Annotated in this window: 13 protein-coding genes and 1 tRNA gene; 9 read left to right on the top strand and 5 right to left on the bottom strand. The window is 41.2% G+C overall.

The features are described 5' to 3' along the window. Positions 1 to 212: 212 nt before the first annotated feature. The 4 genes from BJK46_RS00235 (at position 213) to BJK46_RS00220 (ending at position 4,407) form a co-directional block, all read left to right on the top strand. Entirely contained in the window at positions 213 to 1,118 is a 906-nt protein-coding gene (locus tag BJK46_RS00235; RefSeq protein ID WP_101485270.1) for a PLP-dependent cysteine synthase family protein, read from the top strand. Beyond that, positions 1,111 to 2,253, top strand: a complete 1,143-nt coding sequence (locus tag BJK46_RS00230) for a bifunctional cystathionine gamma-lyase/homocysteine desulfhydrase (protein ID WP_103263477.1) — start codon at positions 1,111 to 1,113, stop codon at positions 2,251 to 2,253. The genes BJK46_RS00235 and BJK46_RS00230 overlap by 8 nt, the downstream gene beginning before the upstream one ends. A 527-nt stretch (positions 2,254 to 2,780) precedes the next feature. Further along, a complete protein-coding gene (locus tag BJK46_RS00225) occupies positions 2,781 to 3,062 on the top strand; it encodes a hypothetical protein (RefSeq protein ID WP_240621151.1) in 282 nt (93 codons plus the stop codon). Positions 3,063 to 3,399: 337 nt separating this feature from the next. Next, a complete protein-coding gene (locus BJK46_RS00220; RefSeq protein WP_014614841.1) occupies positions 3,400 to 4,407 on the top strand; it encodes a LysM peptidoglycan-binding domain-containing protein in 1,008 nt (335 codons plus the stop codon). A gap of 385 nt (positions 4,408 to 4,792) precedes the next feature. Here BJK46_RS00220 and BJK46_RS00215 read toward each other — a convergent pair whose 3' ends face one another. Further along, the gene (locus BJK46_RS00215) at positions 4,793 to 5,068 is read right to left on the bottom strand and encodes a hypothetical protein (protein ID WP_015728571.1); all 276 of its coding nucleotides are present in this window, start codon (positions 5,066 to 5,068) and stop codon (positions 4,793 to 4,795) included. A 304-nt stretch (positions 5,069 to 5,372) separates the two neighbouring features. Here BJK46_RS00215 and isaB point away from each other — a divergent pair, with 304 nt between their 5' ends. Continuing rightward, positions 5,373 to 5,888, top strand: a complete 516-nt coding sequence (gene isaB, locus BJK46_RS00210) for an immunodominant staphylococcal antigen IsaB family protein (protein WP_014614839.1) — start codon at positions 5,373 to 5,375, stop codon at positions 5,886 to 5,888. A gap of 207 nt (positions 5,889 to 6,095) precedes the next feature. On the opposite strand, the gene BJK46_RS00205 is transcribed toward isaB, so the two are convergent. Genes BJK46_RS00205 through gltC form a run of 4 tightly spaced genes read right to left on the bottom strand, consistent with a single transcriptional unit; the run spans position 6,096 to position 11,176 of the window. After that, positions 6,096 to 8,357: an ATP-binding cassette domain-containing protein gene (locus tag BJK46_RS00205; RefSeq protein ID WP_101431556.1), complete on the bottom strand. Its 2,262-nt coding sequence runs from the start codon at positions 8,355 to 8,357 to the stop codon at positions 6,096 to 6,098. Between the two features lie 48 nt (positions 8,358 to 8,405). Continuing rightward, positions 8,406 to 9,179: a YibE/F family protein gene (locus BJK46_RS00200; protein ID WP_014614837.1), complete on the bottom strand. Its 774-nt coding sequence runs from the start codon at positions 9,177 to 9,179 to the stop codon at positions 8,406 to 8,408. Continuing rightward, positions 9,176 to 10,285, bottom strand: a complete 1,110-nt coding sequence (locus tag BJK46_RS00195; protein ID WP_063284949.1) for a YibE/F family protein — start codon at positions 10,283 to 10,285, stop codon at positions 9,176 to 9,178. Before BJK46_RS00195 ends, BJK46_RS00200 begins: the two co-directional genes overlap by 4 nt. 12 nt (positions 10,286 to 10,297) lie before the next feature. Continuing rightward, positions 10,298 to 11,176 carry a glutamate biosynthesis transcriptional regulator GltC gene (gltC, locus tag BJK46_RS00190; protein ID WP_103263478.1) on the bottom strand — a complete coding sequence of 293 codons (879 nt, stop codon included), beginning with the start codon at positions 11,174 to 11,176 and terminating at the stop codon, positions 10,298 to 10,300. Positions 11,177 to 11,298: 122 nt separating this feature from the next. Here gltC and gltB point away from each other — a divergent pair, with 122 nt between their 5' ends. The 4 genes from gltB (at position 11,299) to treP (ending at position 19,189) form a co-directional block, all read left to right on the top strand. Then, positions 11,299 to 15,804: a glutamate synthase large subunit gene (gene gltB, locus BJK46_RS00185; RefSeq protein ID WP_103263479.1), complete on the top strand. Its 4,506-nt coding sequence runs from the start codon at positions 11,299 to 11,301 to the stop codon at positions 15,802 to 15,804. 12 nt (positions 15,805 to 15,816) lie between these two features. Further along, complete coding sequence (locus BJK46_RS00180) at positions 15,817 to 17,274, top strand: glutamate synthase subunit beta (protein WP_099987164.1); 1,458 nt, start codon at positions 15,817 to 15,819, stop codon at positions 17,272 to 17,274. 66 nt (positions 17,275 to 17,340) lie between these two features. Next, positions 17,341 to 17,433, top strand: a tRNA-Ser gene (locus tag BJK46_RS00175). A 319-nt stretch (positions 17,434 to 17,752) separates the two neighbouring features. After that, on the top strand, positions 17,753 to 19,189 hold the full coding sequence (gene treP / locus BJK46_RS00165) for a PTS system trehalose-specific EIIBC component (RefSeq protein ID WP_103263480.1): 1,437 nt from the start codon (positions 17,753 to 17,755) through the stop codon (positions 19,187 to 19,189). Positions 19,190 to 19,197: the final 8 nt, after the last annotated feature.

Below are 19,197 nucleotides of genomic sequence, written 5' to 3'. Positions count from 1 at the left end.
TGTATGGGATTGCAATGTGTAAGGATAAAGTGAAGACGTTATTAATGAGCACCTCAAAATTTAATCGCTCATTTGCAATTGTATCGTACCATATCGATTGCTTTTGAGATAATTTGTATTTTTATAGAGATTAACATTGAAACCGACACATATTTATCTTATAATTCATATGTATTAACTAAGAATTAAACGGTTGAAATGAGGGGACAGTGTTGAGAAATTTTGACTTGATTGGCCGGACACCGCTTGTACAACTCGAGCATTACAGTACAGACCGGGTGCAAATCTTCGCCAAACTGGAGATGCACAATCCAGGGGGCAGTGTGAAAGATCGATTGGCCAAGTATTTAATCGAGCGTGCGATGGAAGATGGTCGGCTCCACCCCGGTGATCAAATTGTGGAAGCAACAGCAGGCAATACAGGTATCGGGCTAGCGATTGTTGCGAATCATTATGACATTAAATGTATCATTTTTGCGCCAGAAGGTTTTTCAGAAGAGAAGATTTCGATTATGCGGGCACTTGGCGCTGAGATTCATCGTACACCACAAGCAGAAGGGATGCTCGGTGCACGACAATGGGCCGAAAGCTATGCTGATGAGACAGGTGCTTTTTATACGAATCAGTTTGAAACGCGCAATAATCCAGCAGCGTACCGTGATACATTAGCAGTTGAACTCATTGAGGCACTTCCGGATTTAGACTACTTTGTTGCGGGTGCAGGTTCGGGTGGCACATTTGCAGGTGTGGCAGAAGCACTCCAACTCCATGATGTGAAATCAATTGTCGTTGAGCCACCGGGTTCTATTCTAAGTGGTCAAGAAAAAGGGCGCCATGATACTGAAGGCATTGGCGTAGAGGTGTGGCCACAATTTTTAAAACGAGAATGGATCGAAGCGGTCGAAGTGGTACCGGATGAAGTCGCATTTCAACACGTGAAAGACTTGGCACGTTACGAAGGCATATTAGCGGGTAGTTCTTCAGGTGCTGCATTAGAAGGCGCGATTCGAGCAGCGTCCCGTTTAGAACAAGGAACAGTCGTAGCTATTTTTCCTGATGGCAGTGATCGTTATATGTCGAAAAAGATATTTCAATACGGAGGAGATTTAAATGAATAAAAAAACATTATTAATTCATTGCGGTAATACTACAGATGATTATACAGGTGCAGTGACGACGCCGATTTATCAAACGAGTACGTATGAACAAGATGCGATTGGGGAGTTAAGACAAGGGTTTGAATACTCACGTACAGCGAACCCCACACGTTCATCGCTCGAGTCTGTCATTGCTGATTTAGAGCATGGGAACTACGGTTTCGCATTCGGTTCAGGCATGGCGGCCATCAGCGCAGTTATCATGTTATTAGACCAAGGCGACCACATTATTGTTGGCTCTGATGTGTATGGCGGCTCTTATCGTGCAATGACACGTGTCTTCACACGTTTTGGTATTGAATTTGACTTTGTTAACACGACAGATGTTCAAAATATTGAAGATAAGATTAAAGATAATACGAAAATGTTATTTATCGAAACGCCATCTAATCCATTGCTGCGCATTACAGATATCCAAGCGGTGAGTGAAATCGGCAAGCAACACGAACTCATGACTGTCGTGGATAACACATTTATGACGCCATATTATCAAACACCGTTGTCTCTTGGCGCAGATATTGTTGTACATTCAGCGACGAAATATTTAGGTGGGCATAGTGACGTTGTAGCCGGACTTGTCGCAGTTAAAGACGAAACACTCGCAGAGCGCATTGCTTTCGTCCAAAACTCAACAGGGGGCGTATTAGGGCCTCAAGATAGCTACTTGCTTATTCGCGGGATGAAAACATTAGCTTTACGTATGGAACAAATCGAACGTAATGCATTAGCGGTCGTCGAAATGTTGAATCAACATGACAAAGTGACGAAAGTGTATCACCCAAGCCAACCGTCACATTTAAACTACGACGTGCATCAAGCGCAAGCAGATGGCACAACAGGCATCATCTCATTTGAAGTAGCAGATGTAGAAAAAGCGAAATTCCTAGTGAGACAAACAAAATATTTCACACTCGCAGAAAGTTTAGGTGCAGTCGAAAGTTTAATTTCTGTACCAAGCTTAATGACACATGCATCGATTCCGGCTGATATTCGTGCAAAAGAAGGCATTGCAGATGGTTTAGTCAGATTATCATTGGGTATTGAAGATACAGATGATCTTGTAGAAGATTTAAAACAAGCACTTGATCAATTGTAAGTGACATGGGGTTGAGGGGGTCGTACAGAAACCTCTTGTGCAACAAAGATTTCGTCGTAAATGCCTGCGCAAGGCTGACTCGGCTTCTCACAAGTATAAGCATTGAGAAGTCAGACAGCTACTGCGTTAAACAGTAGCTGGTACCAAAGTTAAAGGTCTTCCCCAAATCCTTATGAATTTCGTTTATAAAATCAATCACATTCGACAGCGTCATGCCATGTCTCGTTTTGAACATGGCATGACTTTTTTGATATACGCGACAAATGAAAATGGCCCTCGTGGACACTGGATTTAGTTAAGACAAGTCCTGGAAGCGTACAAGTTAAACCAATGCGGTATCAGTAGCGCCAAAAAGTTTTATGTCCTATCTTCATGCACGCACATTTTTATAAGTATGAAACTAATATATATATATATAATCACAATCATATGAAAATGTTATAATTTTGATAAGTTACAGAATTGTTTCCTAGGTTTATAGTATGATGAAAAACCATATTAAGGACTTTCAACAGGAGTCGTGATAAATGAATAAGATCAGAGTCGTGTATATCGTGAATGTTTTGAATTACTTATTTTTAATAGTAGGTGGACTGATTTGTGTGCAATTGATGTTAGCGTTTGGTGATTTATTATTATATTTTGAGGCAACGTCATTAGCTGCGGGCATATTTTCATTGTGGCACCTAAACGCAGACGATGCGAAGTTACAAAAAGTAGGCTTAATTTGGTTTATCATCAATTTACTTAATATATTTGTTTTGACACCTTTAATCATCTTGGTATTATTTTTTGGCATAAGTTTTTAACGACCGAAATCGCACCTTGTAATGTTAAAAAGGTCGTATCAAGCTTTATCGTGATGCATAAGTTTACTTCCATAAACAATGATGAAGTGGTCAAATATTTTACAATTACGAAAGATAAATAAAAGAAATATCCGAGAAAAATGTCTTTATGAATAATATGATAGCTATTATTTTAATTCTCAAATAAGCATGTGTAAATATATTTACTTTCTGAAGACCGCCATGATGGTTTTTGTAATCATAATGTTATATAACAGACATATTTCTACATGATAATCGGTGTATAATATAAAACTGTATAAGAATAATATCTTCTATTTTATAAGGAGGGAAACGAATGCGTAAAAAGTTTATCGCAGCCGTAATAGGAACAACAGCAGCTGCCACAGCATTATCAGCACATGCAGACGCTTCAACAACGTATCGTGTACAACCAGGTGATTCACTTTGGGCTATTGCAACAAAGTATAACATCACAATAGCACAACTTAAACAATATAATGGATTAAACTCTAACTTAATCTTTCCGAATCAAGTGTTGAAGGTTTCTGGTGGTAGCAGTACATCACGCACAACAACTCATCATTCAAGCCATAGCACTACGTCATCAACAGTCTATACGGTACGTTACGGAGACACTTTATCAGGCATTGCAGCGCGATATGGAACAACGTACCAAAACATTATGAAATGGAACGGTTTGAACAACTTCTTGATTTTACCAGGTCAAAAGTTAAATGTAAGTGGTCCGTCTACAACACCAAGTCGTTCCACAGCGAAGAAGCCGGCACCTAAAACGTCTTCAAGAAATGCGAGTTATTATACAGTACAACCAGGTGATTCACTGTCATTGATTGCGTCTAAATATGGTACAACATATCAACATATTATGGAGTTAAATGGATTAACATCCTTCTTAATTTTCCCAGGTCAACAATTAAAAGTGAGTGGATCGGCACCGTCACGTCAAACAACACCGACACCAAGTCCAAGTTATCAATCTCCTACATTCAACCATCAAAACTTATACGATTGGGGTCAATGCACATGGTACGTATTTAATAAGCGTAAAGAGATGGGGCGCCCAATCAGTACATACTGGTGGAATGCAAATGCTTGGGATGATAACGCTGCACGTGATGGTTATACAATTAATAACCAACCCGCAGTGGGATCAATCTTACAATCTGACTTAGGTTACTATGGTCATGTTTCGTATGTAGAGCGAATTAATGCTGATGGTAGTATACTCGTATCAGAAATGAATTTCACTGCAGCACCAGGCATTCTCACTTACCGTACTGTACCAGCGCATCGTGTAAGTGCCTTCAAATATATCCATTAATCAAAAAACGTGAGTATACCTTTTACATGGTGCTCACGTTTTTATTTTTTAAGACAAGGGTCGAATGAGAAAATTTTCGTCATTTGAAAAAATCCCAAAAAGTTTGAAATGCATGTCATATTCTATTAACAAAATGGTAACAAACATCTTGTCGATGATTCTTAGGTAAGGATAAAGCCGTTGAGTCAATCCATTTGTATCGTCATATTCACAGAAACGGATGCTTTAATGATTAGCTTTAAAAACTTGGATGAAGCGAAGATATAACGACTTGAGCATCTGGGCAATGGTTACTAGTTACTACATAAAAAGGCGTGAACAGAAATCATAATGTTTCATGTTCACGCCTATATTTAATGATTTGAAAATGAATCAAGTCGTTACCCTACCCACGTGTGCGAATCGCTTGGATTTTTTGGATACCACTCCATACTTGGCGACTTGCTGAGAAGAAAGACCATGCTTTTGTGAATTTGCTTTTTGCACCAAGTGATAAATAGAAGCTTAATACGACATCTACTAAGCCAAGCCCAACTGAAATATAGCTTAGCTTGCGATTTTTTGAGCGATAAATGTAAGAATTGTAAAAGTCTACAACTAATGTTGCGCCTGTTAAAGCAGTTGAAAGCACACTTAATGATTTTTTAGATTTTTTAGCCATTATACTTCCCCCAATGAATATAGTATGATGTCATTCATTATAACATTACTGATAGGTCAAAACCCAACATATGCACTTTCCTTAAATGATTGTTAACACGTCTTTTAGATACAGCGTTGTAGAAAAATTTCAGTCCAATGACCGAAAAACTTTTGGATGAAAATGTTATCTTAATTTGTTATCATTCGAGTAAGGAACAATTTGATATATAAGTTATTATAAATTGGAAATTTAATTCGACAATTACAAATAACATAAATTCCTAATTTTTAGAACAGTATCGAGAGAAAGAGGAGTGGTACACATGAATCAAGTTACAAAAATTGCAGTCGCAACAACTTTATCATTAGGCACATTATTAGGAGCAACAGCTGGGGCAAGTGCAATCCATGCAGATGCACATGCCGCAACGGAACAGCAAACACCTTATTACACATATAACGGCTTATTTAACTTCAAAGGGAATAAAGCTTTAGAGGACAAAAACTTTTACCGCGCATTACAACACGATAACTTTAAATATGAAGGTTTAAAAGTCGGCCAGTCTACATTCGCTGACGTTAAAAAAGCGGTAGGGAACGACGTGAAAAAATATTATGAAGAAAAAGGTGTCACTTACTACGAGAAAAATGATGTCATTTTCGGTATTGATAGCGAAGGTAAATTGGTCAACATGACATTATTAATTGAAAAAATTAATCACAGTGATAAATCTGTGCGTGATCATGTGAAACAAGGCGAAATTTATGATACAAAAACAACACATGTCGCATTTTACTCAGGCAACTCAATTGTGATTAAAGCAAAAGAGAGTCGTTAAGATTGAGGCGTACTTTGCCCATACAACGTCATAGTTAAAAAAACTCCGAGACTTTTCGTGAATAGTAGACGATAAGTCTCGGAGTTTTTGAGTTGATGAGAGCTTGTTTAAGTATTTCAATTTAATGCAATCTCGTGGCCTTGTGCAGCTTCTGCAATAGACTTAGCCAGACGTTGTGTATTTGCAGGAGAGTGTAATATATCATACTTATTCCGATAAACTACCAAATAAATGGGGAGCGGTGCGAGATTCGGCGACGTTTTTTAGGCCTGCAGGTGGTCCACTATAAAGAATGCGTCCCCCTTGATTTCCCGCACCAGGTCCAACGTCAATGAGCCAGTCTGCTCGTGTCATCATCGTGATATTGTGTTCAATTAAGATGACGGTATGGCCTTCTTCAATAAGTTGATCGAAGCGTGCCTGTAAAATTGGGATATCATCTTCATGTAAACCTGTTGTCGGTTCATCGAAAATAAATATCTTTTCTGTAACAGGCTCAATCATGTAGCGCGTCAGTTTGAGTCGTTGAATTTCCCCGCCAGATAAGGTGTCGAGTGATTGGCCGAGTGTCATATAGCCGAGTCCTGTCGATTGCAAGGCGCTTAACGTTAGAGCAATGGCGTCATGTGTTTGGAAAAGTGACAAGCCTTCTTCAACGGTGAGTGCTAACACGTCCGCGATAGAATAACCGTCGACTTTCGTTTCCAACACTTCTGGACGATAGCGGGTCCCTCCGCACACCTCGCATACTTGCGAGAAGTCTGGCATGAAGGCGAGTTCGGTTTTGAGCACGCCTTTCCCGTTACAATTTGGACACGCGCCATCTGAGTTATAACTGAACATACTTTTTTTCAATCCTGTTGCTTTACTGAAAAACTCACGAATATCATCGAAAATACCCGTGTACGTTAATAAATTCGATCGGTTGGAAGTGTGTACGCCTTTTTGATCAATGAGTATCGCATCTTCATGTTTCGCAAAACCGCCTTTAATTAAGGAGCTCTTTCCTGAACCAGCGACACCTGTTACAACCGTTTGCGCATTTTTCGGGATCGCAACAGACACATCTTGTAAGTTGTTGTGTTGCAAATGTTCTAAGTGTAACCATGCTTGGTTGTCACGAATCGCTGACTGTTTCAAGTGATGTTGGCGTGTCAATGCGCGCGCTGTATCGGTATCGGACTGTTTAAGTTGTGCATAACTGCCTTCAAATGTAATCTGGCCGCCATGTTTCCCTGCGCCAGGTCCGATGTCAATCACGTGATCCGCAATTTTGATGACGTCGGGATCGTGTTCAACGATGATGACGGTATTACCTTTGTCACGGATATTGAGCATGATTTCGTTGATTTTTTCAATATCTGCTGGATGTAAACCGACACTCGGTTCGTCGATAATGTACACGAGATCGGTTAACGGACTGTTCAAATGACGAATAAGCTTAATCCGTTGTGACTCTCCGCCAGAAAGGGTCGTTGTTTCACGTGCGAGCGTTAAATAGTTCAGCCCAATATCATTCAAAGCTTGGAGTTGGGCTTTCAATGGTTCGATAATATAAGTCGCTTTGTCGCTGTCGATTTGCTCTAAAAATGGGAGCGTTTCTTCAATCGTCAGTGCTGTAAAATCGGCAATGTTCAGTCCATGAATTTTGCAGCTGAGCACTTTTTGATTTAAGCGTTGTCCGTGACAGACAGGACATGTTTGTTTGGTGACTACGCGTTCAACGTCCTTTAAAAAGCGTTTCTTTTCAAAGTTATCATTAATTAAAAATGAGCGTCGGAAACGGTGGATTAACCCTTCAAATTTTGCAGTTTTAGGCCATTCTGAGGGTGGATTTTTCAAGCGTGTTGGCTCGGTATAAAGAAACGTATCGAGCTCTTCTTTTGTATAGTCTTTGAGCTTTTTATCATTATCAAACAAACCCGAATAGCGATAACGTTTCCCGCGCCAACTATCCGGCTTAAATGACGGAAAGCGAATCGCACCTTCATTTAAAGATTTGTCGAAATCGAGCAGTTCATTCAAGTCGATATCTTCAACATAACCAAGCCCTTGACAATGTTCACACATTCCATTCGGATTATTGAACGAAAAGACGTCTGAATAACCGACGAAAGGTGTGCCAATACGCGACCACAATAGCCGGACGGACGCATAAATGTCTGAAATGGTACCGACCGTTGAGCGCGAATTGCCACCGAGTCTTTTTTGATTGATGACCATCGCGACGGGCAAGTTTTCAATATGGTCAACATCCGGTTTTTCATATTGCGTTAATTGGTGCTGAATATAACTCGAATAGGTTTCGTTCAATAGTCGTTCGGATTCAGCGGCAATCGTATTAAAAACGAGGGAAGACTTGCCAGATCCTGAACGCCCAGTCACGACCGTTAACTGATGTTTCGGAATGGAGACGTCAATATTTTTTAAGTTGTTTTGACGTGCGCCATGAATATGAATCGCTGTCATATAAATTCACCTCGTTCACATTGTACCCGTTTTCACTCGTCTTGAAGCTCAGTCTAGATGAAAAGGAAGTTGATGGCGATGTTTCACAAGCCAAGCAGTTATCATAGCCGTAATCGGAATACAGACTGCAATGGCGACCCCTCCTAAAGCAATTGTAATGACTTCTTGTGTAAATAATTTGGCATTGAGCATATGGCCGAAACTGTAATGCAAGTTGAAAAACCAAAAAACAATTGTCATTGAACCTCCAATCAATGCGAGGTAAATCGTGTTCGCAGACGTCGCTAAAATTTCTCGGCCGACGCGCATGCCTGAATGAAACAGTTCGCGTTCGGATAATGAGGGGTTCGTCTCGTGTAACTCAAATACAGGTGAGCTAATCGTAATCGCCAAGTCAATCACTGCTGCAATGACAGCAAGTAGCACAGTAAAAATCATAAACTGTTCCATATCAATCCCAATATTTAAGGAGAAGATATACGTTTCGTCTTGTTCTTCTTGGGTGAAACCTTGTAGATGACCCCAATGTACGGACAAGTAAACGGCGACAATCATTAATAATGTCGTGACCGTACTCGCGATAAATGCAGCTAAAGTTTTTGTATTAAAGCGGTTGAGTAAAAACAAGTTAACCATCGAGACAATAATACAAAAAATGAAAGTAACGACATAAATAGGCGCGCCAAAAACGATGGCGAGTACAGTAATGAATAAAATGATAAAGTTTAAAAATAGCGTTAAAAATGAAACGAGTCCTGTTTTACCGCCAAATATGAGCATGAGTATGAAAAGAATCAAACCTAAGATGACAATGGCATTCATCGTGTTGCACCTCCTCGTAGGCTTAACCATATACGCATGAGAAAAATGGTCAATGGGATAGTTAAGACGATGCCAATCCCGCCTGTAATTGCCCGGGAAATTTCTAAGGACCAATTCATGCTAATGCTGTAAGTGAGCGTGTTGCCATTTTTTAAATAAAGTAAGAGCATCGGTAAACTTCCTGCAAGATATGAGAATAATAAAATGTTCGTCATCGTTCCCATAATGTCACGACCGATGTTACGACCTGCGAGCACCCACCGTTGCATTGAAATGTGTGGCGACCGCTGTAGCACTTCATACATCCCGCTTGAAATCGTAATGGCGACATCCATCACTGCCCCAAGCGTTCCAACCATGACGGAAGTAAGGAAGACGGTTCTAGGTTGAATCGTGAGAAAGCTCATCGTTTCATATTTAATCCCTTGCCCGTGTGTTAAACCGATGACACTCCATGCGATAAAAATACAAATGAACGTGCCGAGTAAAGTGCTGACAATGGTCACAATCGTACGCATTGACCAACCAATGACGAGCCAAAGTGTTAAAATCGTCGCAATCATGACTGCGAGACTCATTAATAAAAAGAGATTCAGTTGCGGATACGCGTGATACAAACTAATGGCTAACAAAATGGCAAACGCGTTAATAACGAGTGATAGGATGGATTGAATTCCGATCCGTTGCCCGACAATGAGTAATGCAATAAAGAACGCGCTGATGACTGTCACGAGTACGGTATCGCGTTTTTTCTCAATAATATATGTATCTTTTTGATTTTTTCCTTTGTGCAGTAGCACTTTATCACCCGGTTGATACGCTTGTTCTTCAGTTTTCGAGGCGTTATACCGGTGTTCGACGTGAAGGGTGTCGCCTTGTTGTTTTGTATTTAACAATTTGACTTGTAACACGTCTTTATATTTCACATCTTGATTATGTTGTTCATCTACTGACTTTTCTTGGTGATGACTTTCAATTTTCGTCACTTCACCGAGCGGGATATGATAAAACGAACTATTCAAACGTGTGAATACTATCGCACAAATCGCTACGATGATACTCACCACGATGACAATGGTGTTTATTTTTTTCGAAAGTTGCTTCATAAATCATTCTCCTTAATGATAAACCGAACGTTGTTGTATATGTGTCATGATGATTTGGATGACTTCATCACGTAAAGGTTTTTGTAAATCGCGTCGATAAATGAGGTGTAACGTTTTTTTGAAATCTGTATGTGACAATGAAATCTTTTTCCATTGTTGATTTTGACTATATAAGTTGACGTACGTTGGTGCAAGTACGAAGCCTTTTTGATTGCGTAAAATAAAGCGTGCGAATTGTTCTTGATTCAAGACACGGACGGGTTTGTCGGCATGTGTTATCAAATATGTTTTGAAGTCTGTAGGAATCGGTTCAAGCAAGTATAACGGTTGTTTCAATATGTGTGATAACGGTGGATTCGGCACGTTCATCATTGGTGCGTGTAAGTCCCCATATAAGACGTACGTTTCTTCTACTAATGGCACTATTTCAAATGTTGGATCCGTCGTTGTGACAGTTGTCAGTGCAAAATCAATTTCTTGTGCTCGCAACGCTTGTAATGTCTCTTGTTCATCTAACAATGTAGGAATGAGTGACAAGGACAGCTCGTTTTCAATTGTCTGTAACACTTGCGGTAAAATTTGGCCGATTGAGCCGTCCACATAACCGATTGTGAAGACGCTTTGCTGTTGTTGTACTTGCGTTTGAAACTGCGACAAAGTGAGATCGACTTGCTCAAGAATTTGTTTTGCATATTCAAGCAACTGTTTGCCTTCTGCGGTTAAAAATACGTTACGCCCGCGACGATAAAACAATGATGTTTCGAGTTCATTTTCTAAATTATGAATATGACGGCTAATTGCTGATTGTGCGACGTTCAATTCGAGTGCTGCTTCAGAAATATGTTCACGTTTTGCGACTTCGACAAAGTATTTGAGTTGTTTCAATTCCATACCATTCCACCTCTTACAATTTATATTATCTCAAAATTAGATAGATTTCATCTCAAGTATATATTGATGTGATAAATCGCTTTGCTATATAGTTGAAATATTACTAAAGGGAGGTGTCAGAAATGTCTAACAATTATTTAAATTCCAAAATCGGACTTTATGACAGTCGTGAAGAACATGACGCTTGTGGGATTGGCTTTTATGCGAATATGAATAATGAACGTTCTCATGAGATTGTCGAAAAGTCTTTAGAAATGTTACGCCGTCTCGATCACCGTGGAGGTATCGGTGCAGATGGTATTACAGGTGATGGGGCAGGCATTATGACAGAAGTGCCTTATCAATATTTCTCAGAAGTCACTGATTTTGATTTGCCGACTGAAGGTGACTATGCGGTAGGTATGTTGTTTGCCAACGTCATGATTTCTGACACAAAACATGCAGCGGTAATGGCATCAATTTTTGAAGGAGAAGGGTTGCGTATCATCGGTGATCGTCAAGTACCGGTCGACGTGACGTGTCTCGCGCCGCATGTAGCAGAAACGATGCCTGTCATTCAACAAGTCTTCGTCGTAAATGAGAGCGCTCAAGACTTTAAGCGTGCATTGTACCTTGCGCGTAAGCAAATCGAAAAATATGGTGAAAGTGCACAGTTAGATTTATATTTTACGAGTTTATCGACACGTACCATTGTTTATAAAGGATGGTTGCGTTCAGACCAAATTAAATCATTATATGTCGATTTACAACAGCCGTCATACGTATCGAAATTTGGTTCGGTACACTCGCGTTTTAGTACGAATACATTTCCGAGTTGGGAGCGTGCACATCCAAATCGCTTGCTCATGCATAACGGTGAGATTAATACGATTCAAGGTAATGTGAACTGGATGCGTGCCCGTCAACGTCGCTTAATTGAAACGATTTTCGGCGAGGCGCAACATAAAGTCCATCAAATATTGGATGAATCGGGCAGTGACTCGGCTATTGTGGATAACGCACTAGAGTTTTTAAGTTTAGCGATGTCGCCTGAACAAGCAGCGATGTTACTCATTCCAGAACCGTGGTTGTATAACGAAAGTAACGATCCGAAAGTACGCGCATTTTACGAATTTTATAGCTATTTAATGGAGCCGTGGGATGGACCGACCATGATTTCATTCTGTGATGGTGACAAGTTAGGGGCTTTAACCGATCGGAATGGCTTGAGACCAGGCCGTTATACAATTACGAAACAAAATGAAATCGTCTTTTCATCAGAAGTCGGCGTCGTGGATGTAGACGAAGCAGATGTTGTATTTAAAGGGCAACTGAATCCAGGTAAGCTATTGCTTGTCGATTTTAATCAACATAAGGTTATCGAAAACCATGAATTAAAAACCGCGATTGCAGAGCAGCAACCCTATTTGGAATGGTTGGAAACGTATCAACACAAGCTCGATTTAGAAGCGGTCTCATATGCGGGTGGACCTGTCGCTGTAGACCATGTTCTTAAAATGCAACAACGCTTTGGCTATACGAAAGAAGAGTTGGACAAGTATTTAACTGAACTCGTGACAGGTGGCAAAGATCCTATTGGGGCAATGGGTTACGACGCACCACTTGCCGTACTCAGCGAACGACCTGAATCACTGTTTAATTATTTCAAACAACTCTTTGCACAAGTAACGAACCCACCGATTGATGCATATCGTGAAAAAATTGTAACGAGTGAATTGAGTTATTTAGGTAAAGAAGGCAACTTGCTGGAACCAGGGCCGGATGTCCTCAAGCGGGTACAACTGAAACATCCCGTGTTGACACCAGCACAATTAGACGTCATCGGACAAGAAGGCTTTACGGTAGCAGAGTTTTCGACAGGTTACATAGGTGGATTAAAAGAAGCGCTAGACAATTTAGGGGAAGTGGTCATCAAAGCGGTACGTCAAGGGGCAGAAATCATCGTGTTGAATGATAGTGACGTCACCGAAGTAGACCAGTATGCGATGCCGATTTTATTAGCGGTGAGTCATATTCATCAATTATTAATTCGTGAAAATTTACGGATGCAAACGAGCATTGTCGCAAGTTCTGGTGAAACACGTGAAGTGCATCACCTTGCTTGTTTAGTCGGTTACGGTGCGAATGCAGTCGTTCCGTATCTTGCACAACAAACGATTGCGCAATTGACAGAGCACGGTAGATTAGACGGTGTAGTAGCTGATAACGTCGCGCGTTACAACGCCATTTTATCAGAGGGTCTGATTAAAGTAATGGCGAAAATGGGTATCTCTACGGTTCAAAGTTATCAAGGGGCACAAATCTTTGAAGCGGTAGGGTTATCAGAAGCAGTGATTAACGATTATTTTACGGGCACAACTTCTAAATTATCGGGCATCTCCATTGAAACATTAGACGCTGAAAACAAGGCGCGCCAAACGATTAAAGGTGACACGTTAGACCCAGGAAGCACATTCCAATGGCGTCAACAAGGTCAACATCATACATTCAATCCAACAACGATACGATTACTTCAACATGCGTGTCGCGACAATGATTATGCGCAGTTTAAAGCATTTTCTAAAGTGGCGAACGATCAAACGAGCAGCCATATTCGAGACTTATTTGCTTTCAAATCACAACAGGCCATCGATATTGCACAAGTCGAACCGGTTGAGGAAATTGTGAAACGCTTTAAAACGGGAGCGATGAGTTATGGGTCAATTTCACAAGAAGCGCATCAAACATTAGCGGAAGCGATGAACCAACTCGGTGGTAAAAGTAATAGTGGTGAAGGCGGAGAAGCTTTATCACGCTATGAACTGCAAGCAGATGGGCGCGACTTCAAAAGTGCGATTAAACAAGTGGCTTCAGGTCGTTTTGGTGTAACGAGTCATTATCTACAACATGCGAAAGAGATTCAAATCAAGGTTGCTCAAGGCGCTAAACCAGGGGAAGGCGGACAGTTGCCAGGCAGTAAAGTGTATCCATGGATTGCGGAGGTGCGTGGTTCAACACCAGGTATTGGCTTGATTTCACCACCCCCACATCATGATATTTATTCGATTGAAGACTTAGCCCAATTGATTCATGATTTAAAAAATGTTAATCGCGATGCAGACATTACTGTGAAACTCGTTTCTAAATCAGGTGTGGGCACGATTGCGGCAGGGGTTGCGAAAGCATTTGCAGATAAAATCGTCATTAGTGGTTACGATGGTGGAACAGGTGCGTCACCGAAAACGAGTATTCAGCATGCGGGATTGCCATGGGAGCTTGGTCTTGCAGAAACACATCAAACGCTCATGATGAATGATTTACGTTCACGTGTTCGTTTAGAAACAGATGGTAAATTACTGACAGGTAAAGACGTCGCCTATGCATGTATGTTAGGTGCAGAAGAGTTTGGCTTTGCGACAGCACCGTTAGTCGTCTTGGGCTGTATTATGATGCGTGTCTGTCATAAAGATACGTGTCCAGTGGGTATCGCGACACAAAACGGTGACTTGCGTAAACTCTACACAGGTAAAGCGCAACATGTGGTGAATTATATGCATTTTGTAGCAGAGGAATTGCGTGAAATTATGGCAGAACTCGGTATTCGTACTGTCGATGAGCTTGTCGGTCGTACAGACTTATTGAAACGTTCAGCTGTTGCCTATCATCATCCAAAAGCACGTGAAATGAAGTTAGAAAACTTGTTGTATCAACATGTCGGTCCACGTACAAAAGAGATTGAACAACGTCACGGTCTCGAACATGGTTTTGACTTGACGACGTTATTACCCGCATCGCAAGCGCATATTCAAGCGGGCAGTCGCTTTAAAGGTCAGTTCGAAGTCGGCAATGAACAGCGTAACATCGGTGTCATTACAGGTAGTGAAATTACGCGCGCCCACGGTTTGAATGGCTTGCCAACAGATACGATTGTAGCTGAAACGCACGGGCATGCAGGACAAAGTTTAGGTGCGTGGATACCACAAGGGCTGACCCTCCATCATACGGGTGATGCAAATGACTATGTGGGTAAAGGATTATCTGGCGGTAAAATTGTCGTCAATGCACCGAATGTTGCACGTGAAGCCGAAATCATTGTCGGTAATGTTTGTTTCTATGGTGCGACGAAAGGTGAAGCGTATATTAATGGGCGTGCGGGTGAGCGTTTCTGTATCCGTAATAGTGGCGTACACGTTGTCGTAGAAGGTGTCGGTGATCACGGCCTCGAATATATGACAGGCGGGCGGGTCGTCATTTTAGGTGATGTCGGCAAAAACTTTGGCCAAGGTATGAGTGGGGGTGTGTGTTACGCGTTCCCTTCAGATGTTGAACAATTTAAAACACACAATCAACTGGCAACATTAGATTTTGATGTGGTCAAGGATGAAGCGGAAAAAGCGATGTTAAAAGGCATGTTGGAACGTCATCTCGCTTATACAGAAAGTCAAAAAGCAGCAGTAATTTTAGCTGATTTTGAGGCGCAGTTACAGCAATGTGTCAAAGTCATTCCGAAAGATTATAAGCAAATGGTTCAAAAAATCCATTATCATCAGCAACAACATGCATCACAAGACGATGCATTATTAGCTGCATTTAATGATGATCAAAATATAGATGAAGTGGCACAAGCGGAACCAATTGCTGTGTACTAAAGGAGGCTAACTATGGGTGAATTTAAAGGTTTTATGAAATATGATAAGCAAAAGCTCGCAGAAATGCCTCTAGAGACACGCATTCAACACTATGAGGCATATCAGTCACGTTTCTCACAAGAAGATGCGCAACAACAAGGGGCACGCTGCATGGATTGTGGGACCCCATTTTGCCAAGTGGGTGAAATGGTGGAACGTGAAACAGTGGGCTGTCCGCTCGGTAACTACATCCCAGAATGGAACGATTTAGTGTATCGCGGTGACTTTAAAACCGCATATGAACGTTTAGCAGAGACGAACAATTTTCCGGACTTTACAGGGTATGTGTGTCCAGCTCCGTGTGAAGCCTCCTGTGTCATGAAGATTAATCGTGAATCTGTAGCGATTAAAGGGATTGAAAGAACGATTATTGACGAGGCGTTTGAACAAGGATGGGTGAAGCCGAAAACCCCTTCAGTACGTCGCAATGAAAAAGTAGCGATTATCGGAAGTGGCCCAGCAGGATTAGCCGCAGCAGAAGAGTTGAACGCATTAGGATATCAAGTCGTGGTGTATGAGAAAAATGCCCAACCAGGTGGCTTGTTGACTTATGGTATTCCGAATATGAAGCTCGATAAAGAAGTTGTGTTTCGACGTATTCGTTTATTAGAAGAAGCAGGTATCACTTTTCACTGTAATGTAGAAATCGGTAAAGATGTGAGTAAAAACGAACTGGATGAGACGTATGATGCCGTCGTCGTTTGTACGGGTGCAGAAAAACCACGTGACTTGCCGTTAGAAGGTCGAATGGGTCGCGGTATTCATTTTGCGATGGATTATCTGACTGAACAAACGCAATTGTTATTGAATGAAACGGACACGCAAACAATTTCTGCTCAAGGTAAAAAAGTCGTGGTCATTGGTGACGGTGATACGGGGGCTGACTGTGTTGCGACAGCATTACGCGATGGTTGCGAATCCATTATCCAATTCAACCGTAAAGCGCGTAAACCTGAACGTTTTGAAATTAACTATAGCTGGCCGCTCGCACAACCTGTATTGAAGAAAGATTATGCCCACCAAGAATATGAAGCGAAATATGGTCAAGAACCCCGTGCATATGGTATTCAAACGATGCGCTTCGATCTCGATGAGTTGGGCGATGTCCGTGGTATTTATGCGCAAGTTCAACGTGATCATGCTGACGGTACAATTGTAGGGGATGATCGAGAAATTTTTATTCCAGCTGACCTCGTTTTGCTCGCGATTGGCTTTGAAGGTGTCAAATCACCATTGGCACACGCATTGCAGTTAAAAGTAGAGCGTCAAAAAATTGTGGCAGACACAAAAGATTATCGTACGAATCAGTCGAAATATTTTGTAGCAGGGGACGCACGACGTGGTCAAAGTCTTGTTGTTTGGGCGATTAAAGAAGGCCGTGAAGTCGCGCAATCAGTGCACCGCTACATAGCCGGAAAAGTTTTTATATAAATTTTGTAAAATTCTTGTTGACAATGTGAACGAGCTGTAATAATATATGTTATGTGCTCGTCACACGGAGGAATACCCAAGTCTGGCTGAAGGGATCGGTCTTGAAAACCGACAGGGGCTTAACGGCTCGCGGGGGTTCGAATCCCTCTTCCTCCGCCATTATAAGTAAAATCCAAGACTAATAGATATAAAAGCCAAACATTCAAGTAATTGAATGCTTGGCTTTTTTTAATCTTTTTAAACTGAATCGGATTTCGACGATAAGAGACTGGGAATGGAATTTTCTCGGTCTTTTTATTTTCGAAATGTTAAAACATGTTGCCTCCCATCTTGCTATTGTTGGCAAGCGGAAGCCCAATGGTTATCTCGAGTATGTGTTACATAACATGCAAGAAAAAATAAAATGTAAGCCTTTACAAAACTTGTATGTACAAGTTATAATTTGTCTATACAAGTTTCTGGATAAGGAGTGACAGTGATGGCAGTGAAAAAGAAAGATGTCCGTGATATTATCGAAGCAATTGGTGGAGAAGAAAATATTCAATCTGCAACACATTGTGTGACGCGTTTGAGATTAGTGTTAAAAGATGACAATCAAGTGGACAAAGAGAAGTTAAGCGAGAATCCACTTGTTAAAGGGCAATTTAAAGCGGATCAACAATATCAAATTGTAATTGGTCCTGGAACGGTAGACGAAGCATACAAGGTGTTGATGGAAGAAACGAATACGCAAGCTGTATCGAAAGAGGAAGCGAAAGCACAAGCGGCTAAAAAGGGAAATCCGTTACAACGTTTAATTAAGTTGCTTGGTGATATTTTCATTCCGATTTTACCTGCTATCGTAACGGCTGGTTTGTTATTAGGGGTTAACAATGTGTTGACGATGAAAGGTCTAGGTAACGCGCCGTCCATTATTGAAAGATTTCCGCAAATTGCTGATTTCGCCAATATTATTAATGTCATTGCGACAACGGCATTTATTTTCTTGCCAGCATTAGTCGGATGGAGTGCAATGCGTGTGTTTGGCGGCAATCCGGTATTAGGAATTGTGCTCGGGCTCGTATTGATGCATCCACAGTTGTTATCACAATATGACATTGGTAAAGTTGATGAAATTCCAGCGTGGCACATTTTCGGTTTGAAGATCGAACAACTGAACTATCAAGGGCAAGTACTACCTGTCCTCCTCGCAGCATACGTGTTAGCGCAAATTGAAAAAGGGTTAAATAAGGTCGTCCATGATTCGATAAAACTCCTTGTTGTCGGTCCAGTCGCTTTGTTAGTAACTGGATTTTTAGCCTTTTTATTTATCGGACCTCTCGCGTTATGGATGGGTACAGGTATTACATCAGCGGTTCAATTTTTATTTGGCAATGCGGGTTGGTTTGGTGGCGCAGTGTATGGCTTATTGTATGCGCCATTGGTCATTACAGGTTTGCATCACATGTTTTTAGCAGTCGACTTCCAACTCATGGGAAGTGAACTCGGTGGTACGTACTTATGGCCCATTTTAGCGTTGTCTAACATTGCACAAGGTTCAGCCGCATTTGGCGCATGGTTCGTTTATCAACGTCGTCAAATGAATAAAGAACAAGGTTTAGCGATGACATCTGGTATTTCAGGCTTTTTAGGTGTTACAGAACCGGCAATGTTTGGTGTCAACTTGCCATTGAAATACCCATTTTTCGCAGCCATTTTAACGACGATGGTCACTGGGGCGATTGTAGGTGGCTCTGGCGTATTAGGTTCAGTCGGTGTAGGTGGTTTACCTGCGATTATTTCGATTAAATCACAATTCTGGGGTGTTTTCGGTATTGCGACGTTGATTTCGATGGTCGTACCAGCAGTGTTAACGATCATTTTCGCAAAATTAAGTCGTGAAAAAACGAAAATAATGGTCAATGACGAACGGTAAGTTTTAAC

Source organism: Staphylococcus pseudintermedius (assembly GCF_001792775.2).
Classification (GTDB): domain Bacteria; phylum Bacillota; class Bacilli; order Staphylococcales; family Staphylococcaceae; genus Staphylococcus; species Staphylococcus pseudintermedius.
The sequence above is the reverse complement of the archived record's forward strand: the minus strand, read 5'-3'. Positions and strand labels throughout refer to the sequence as shown.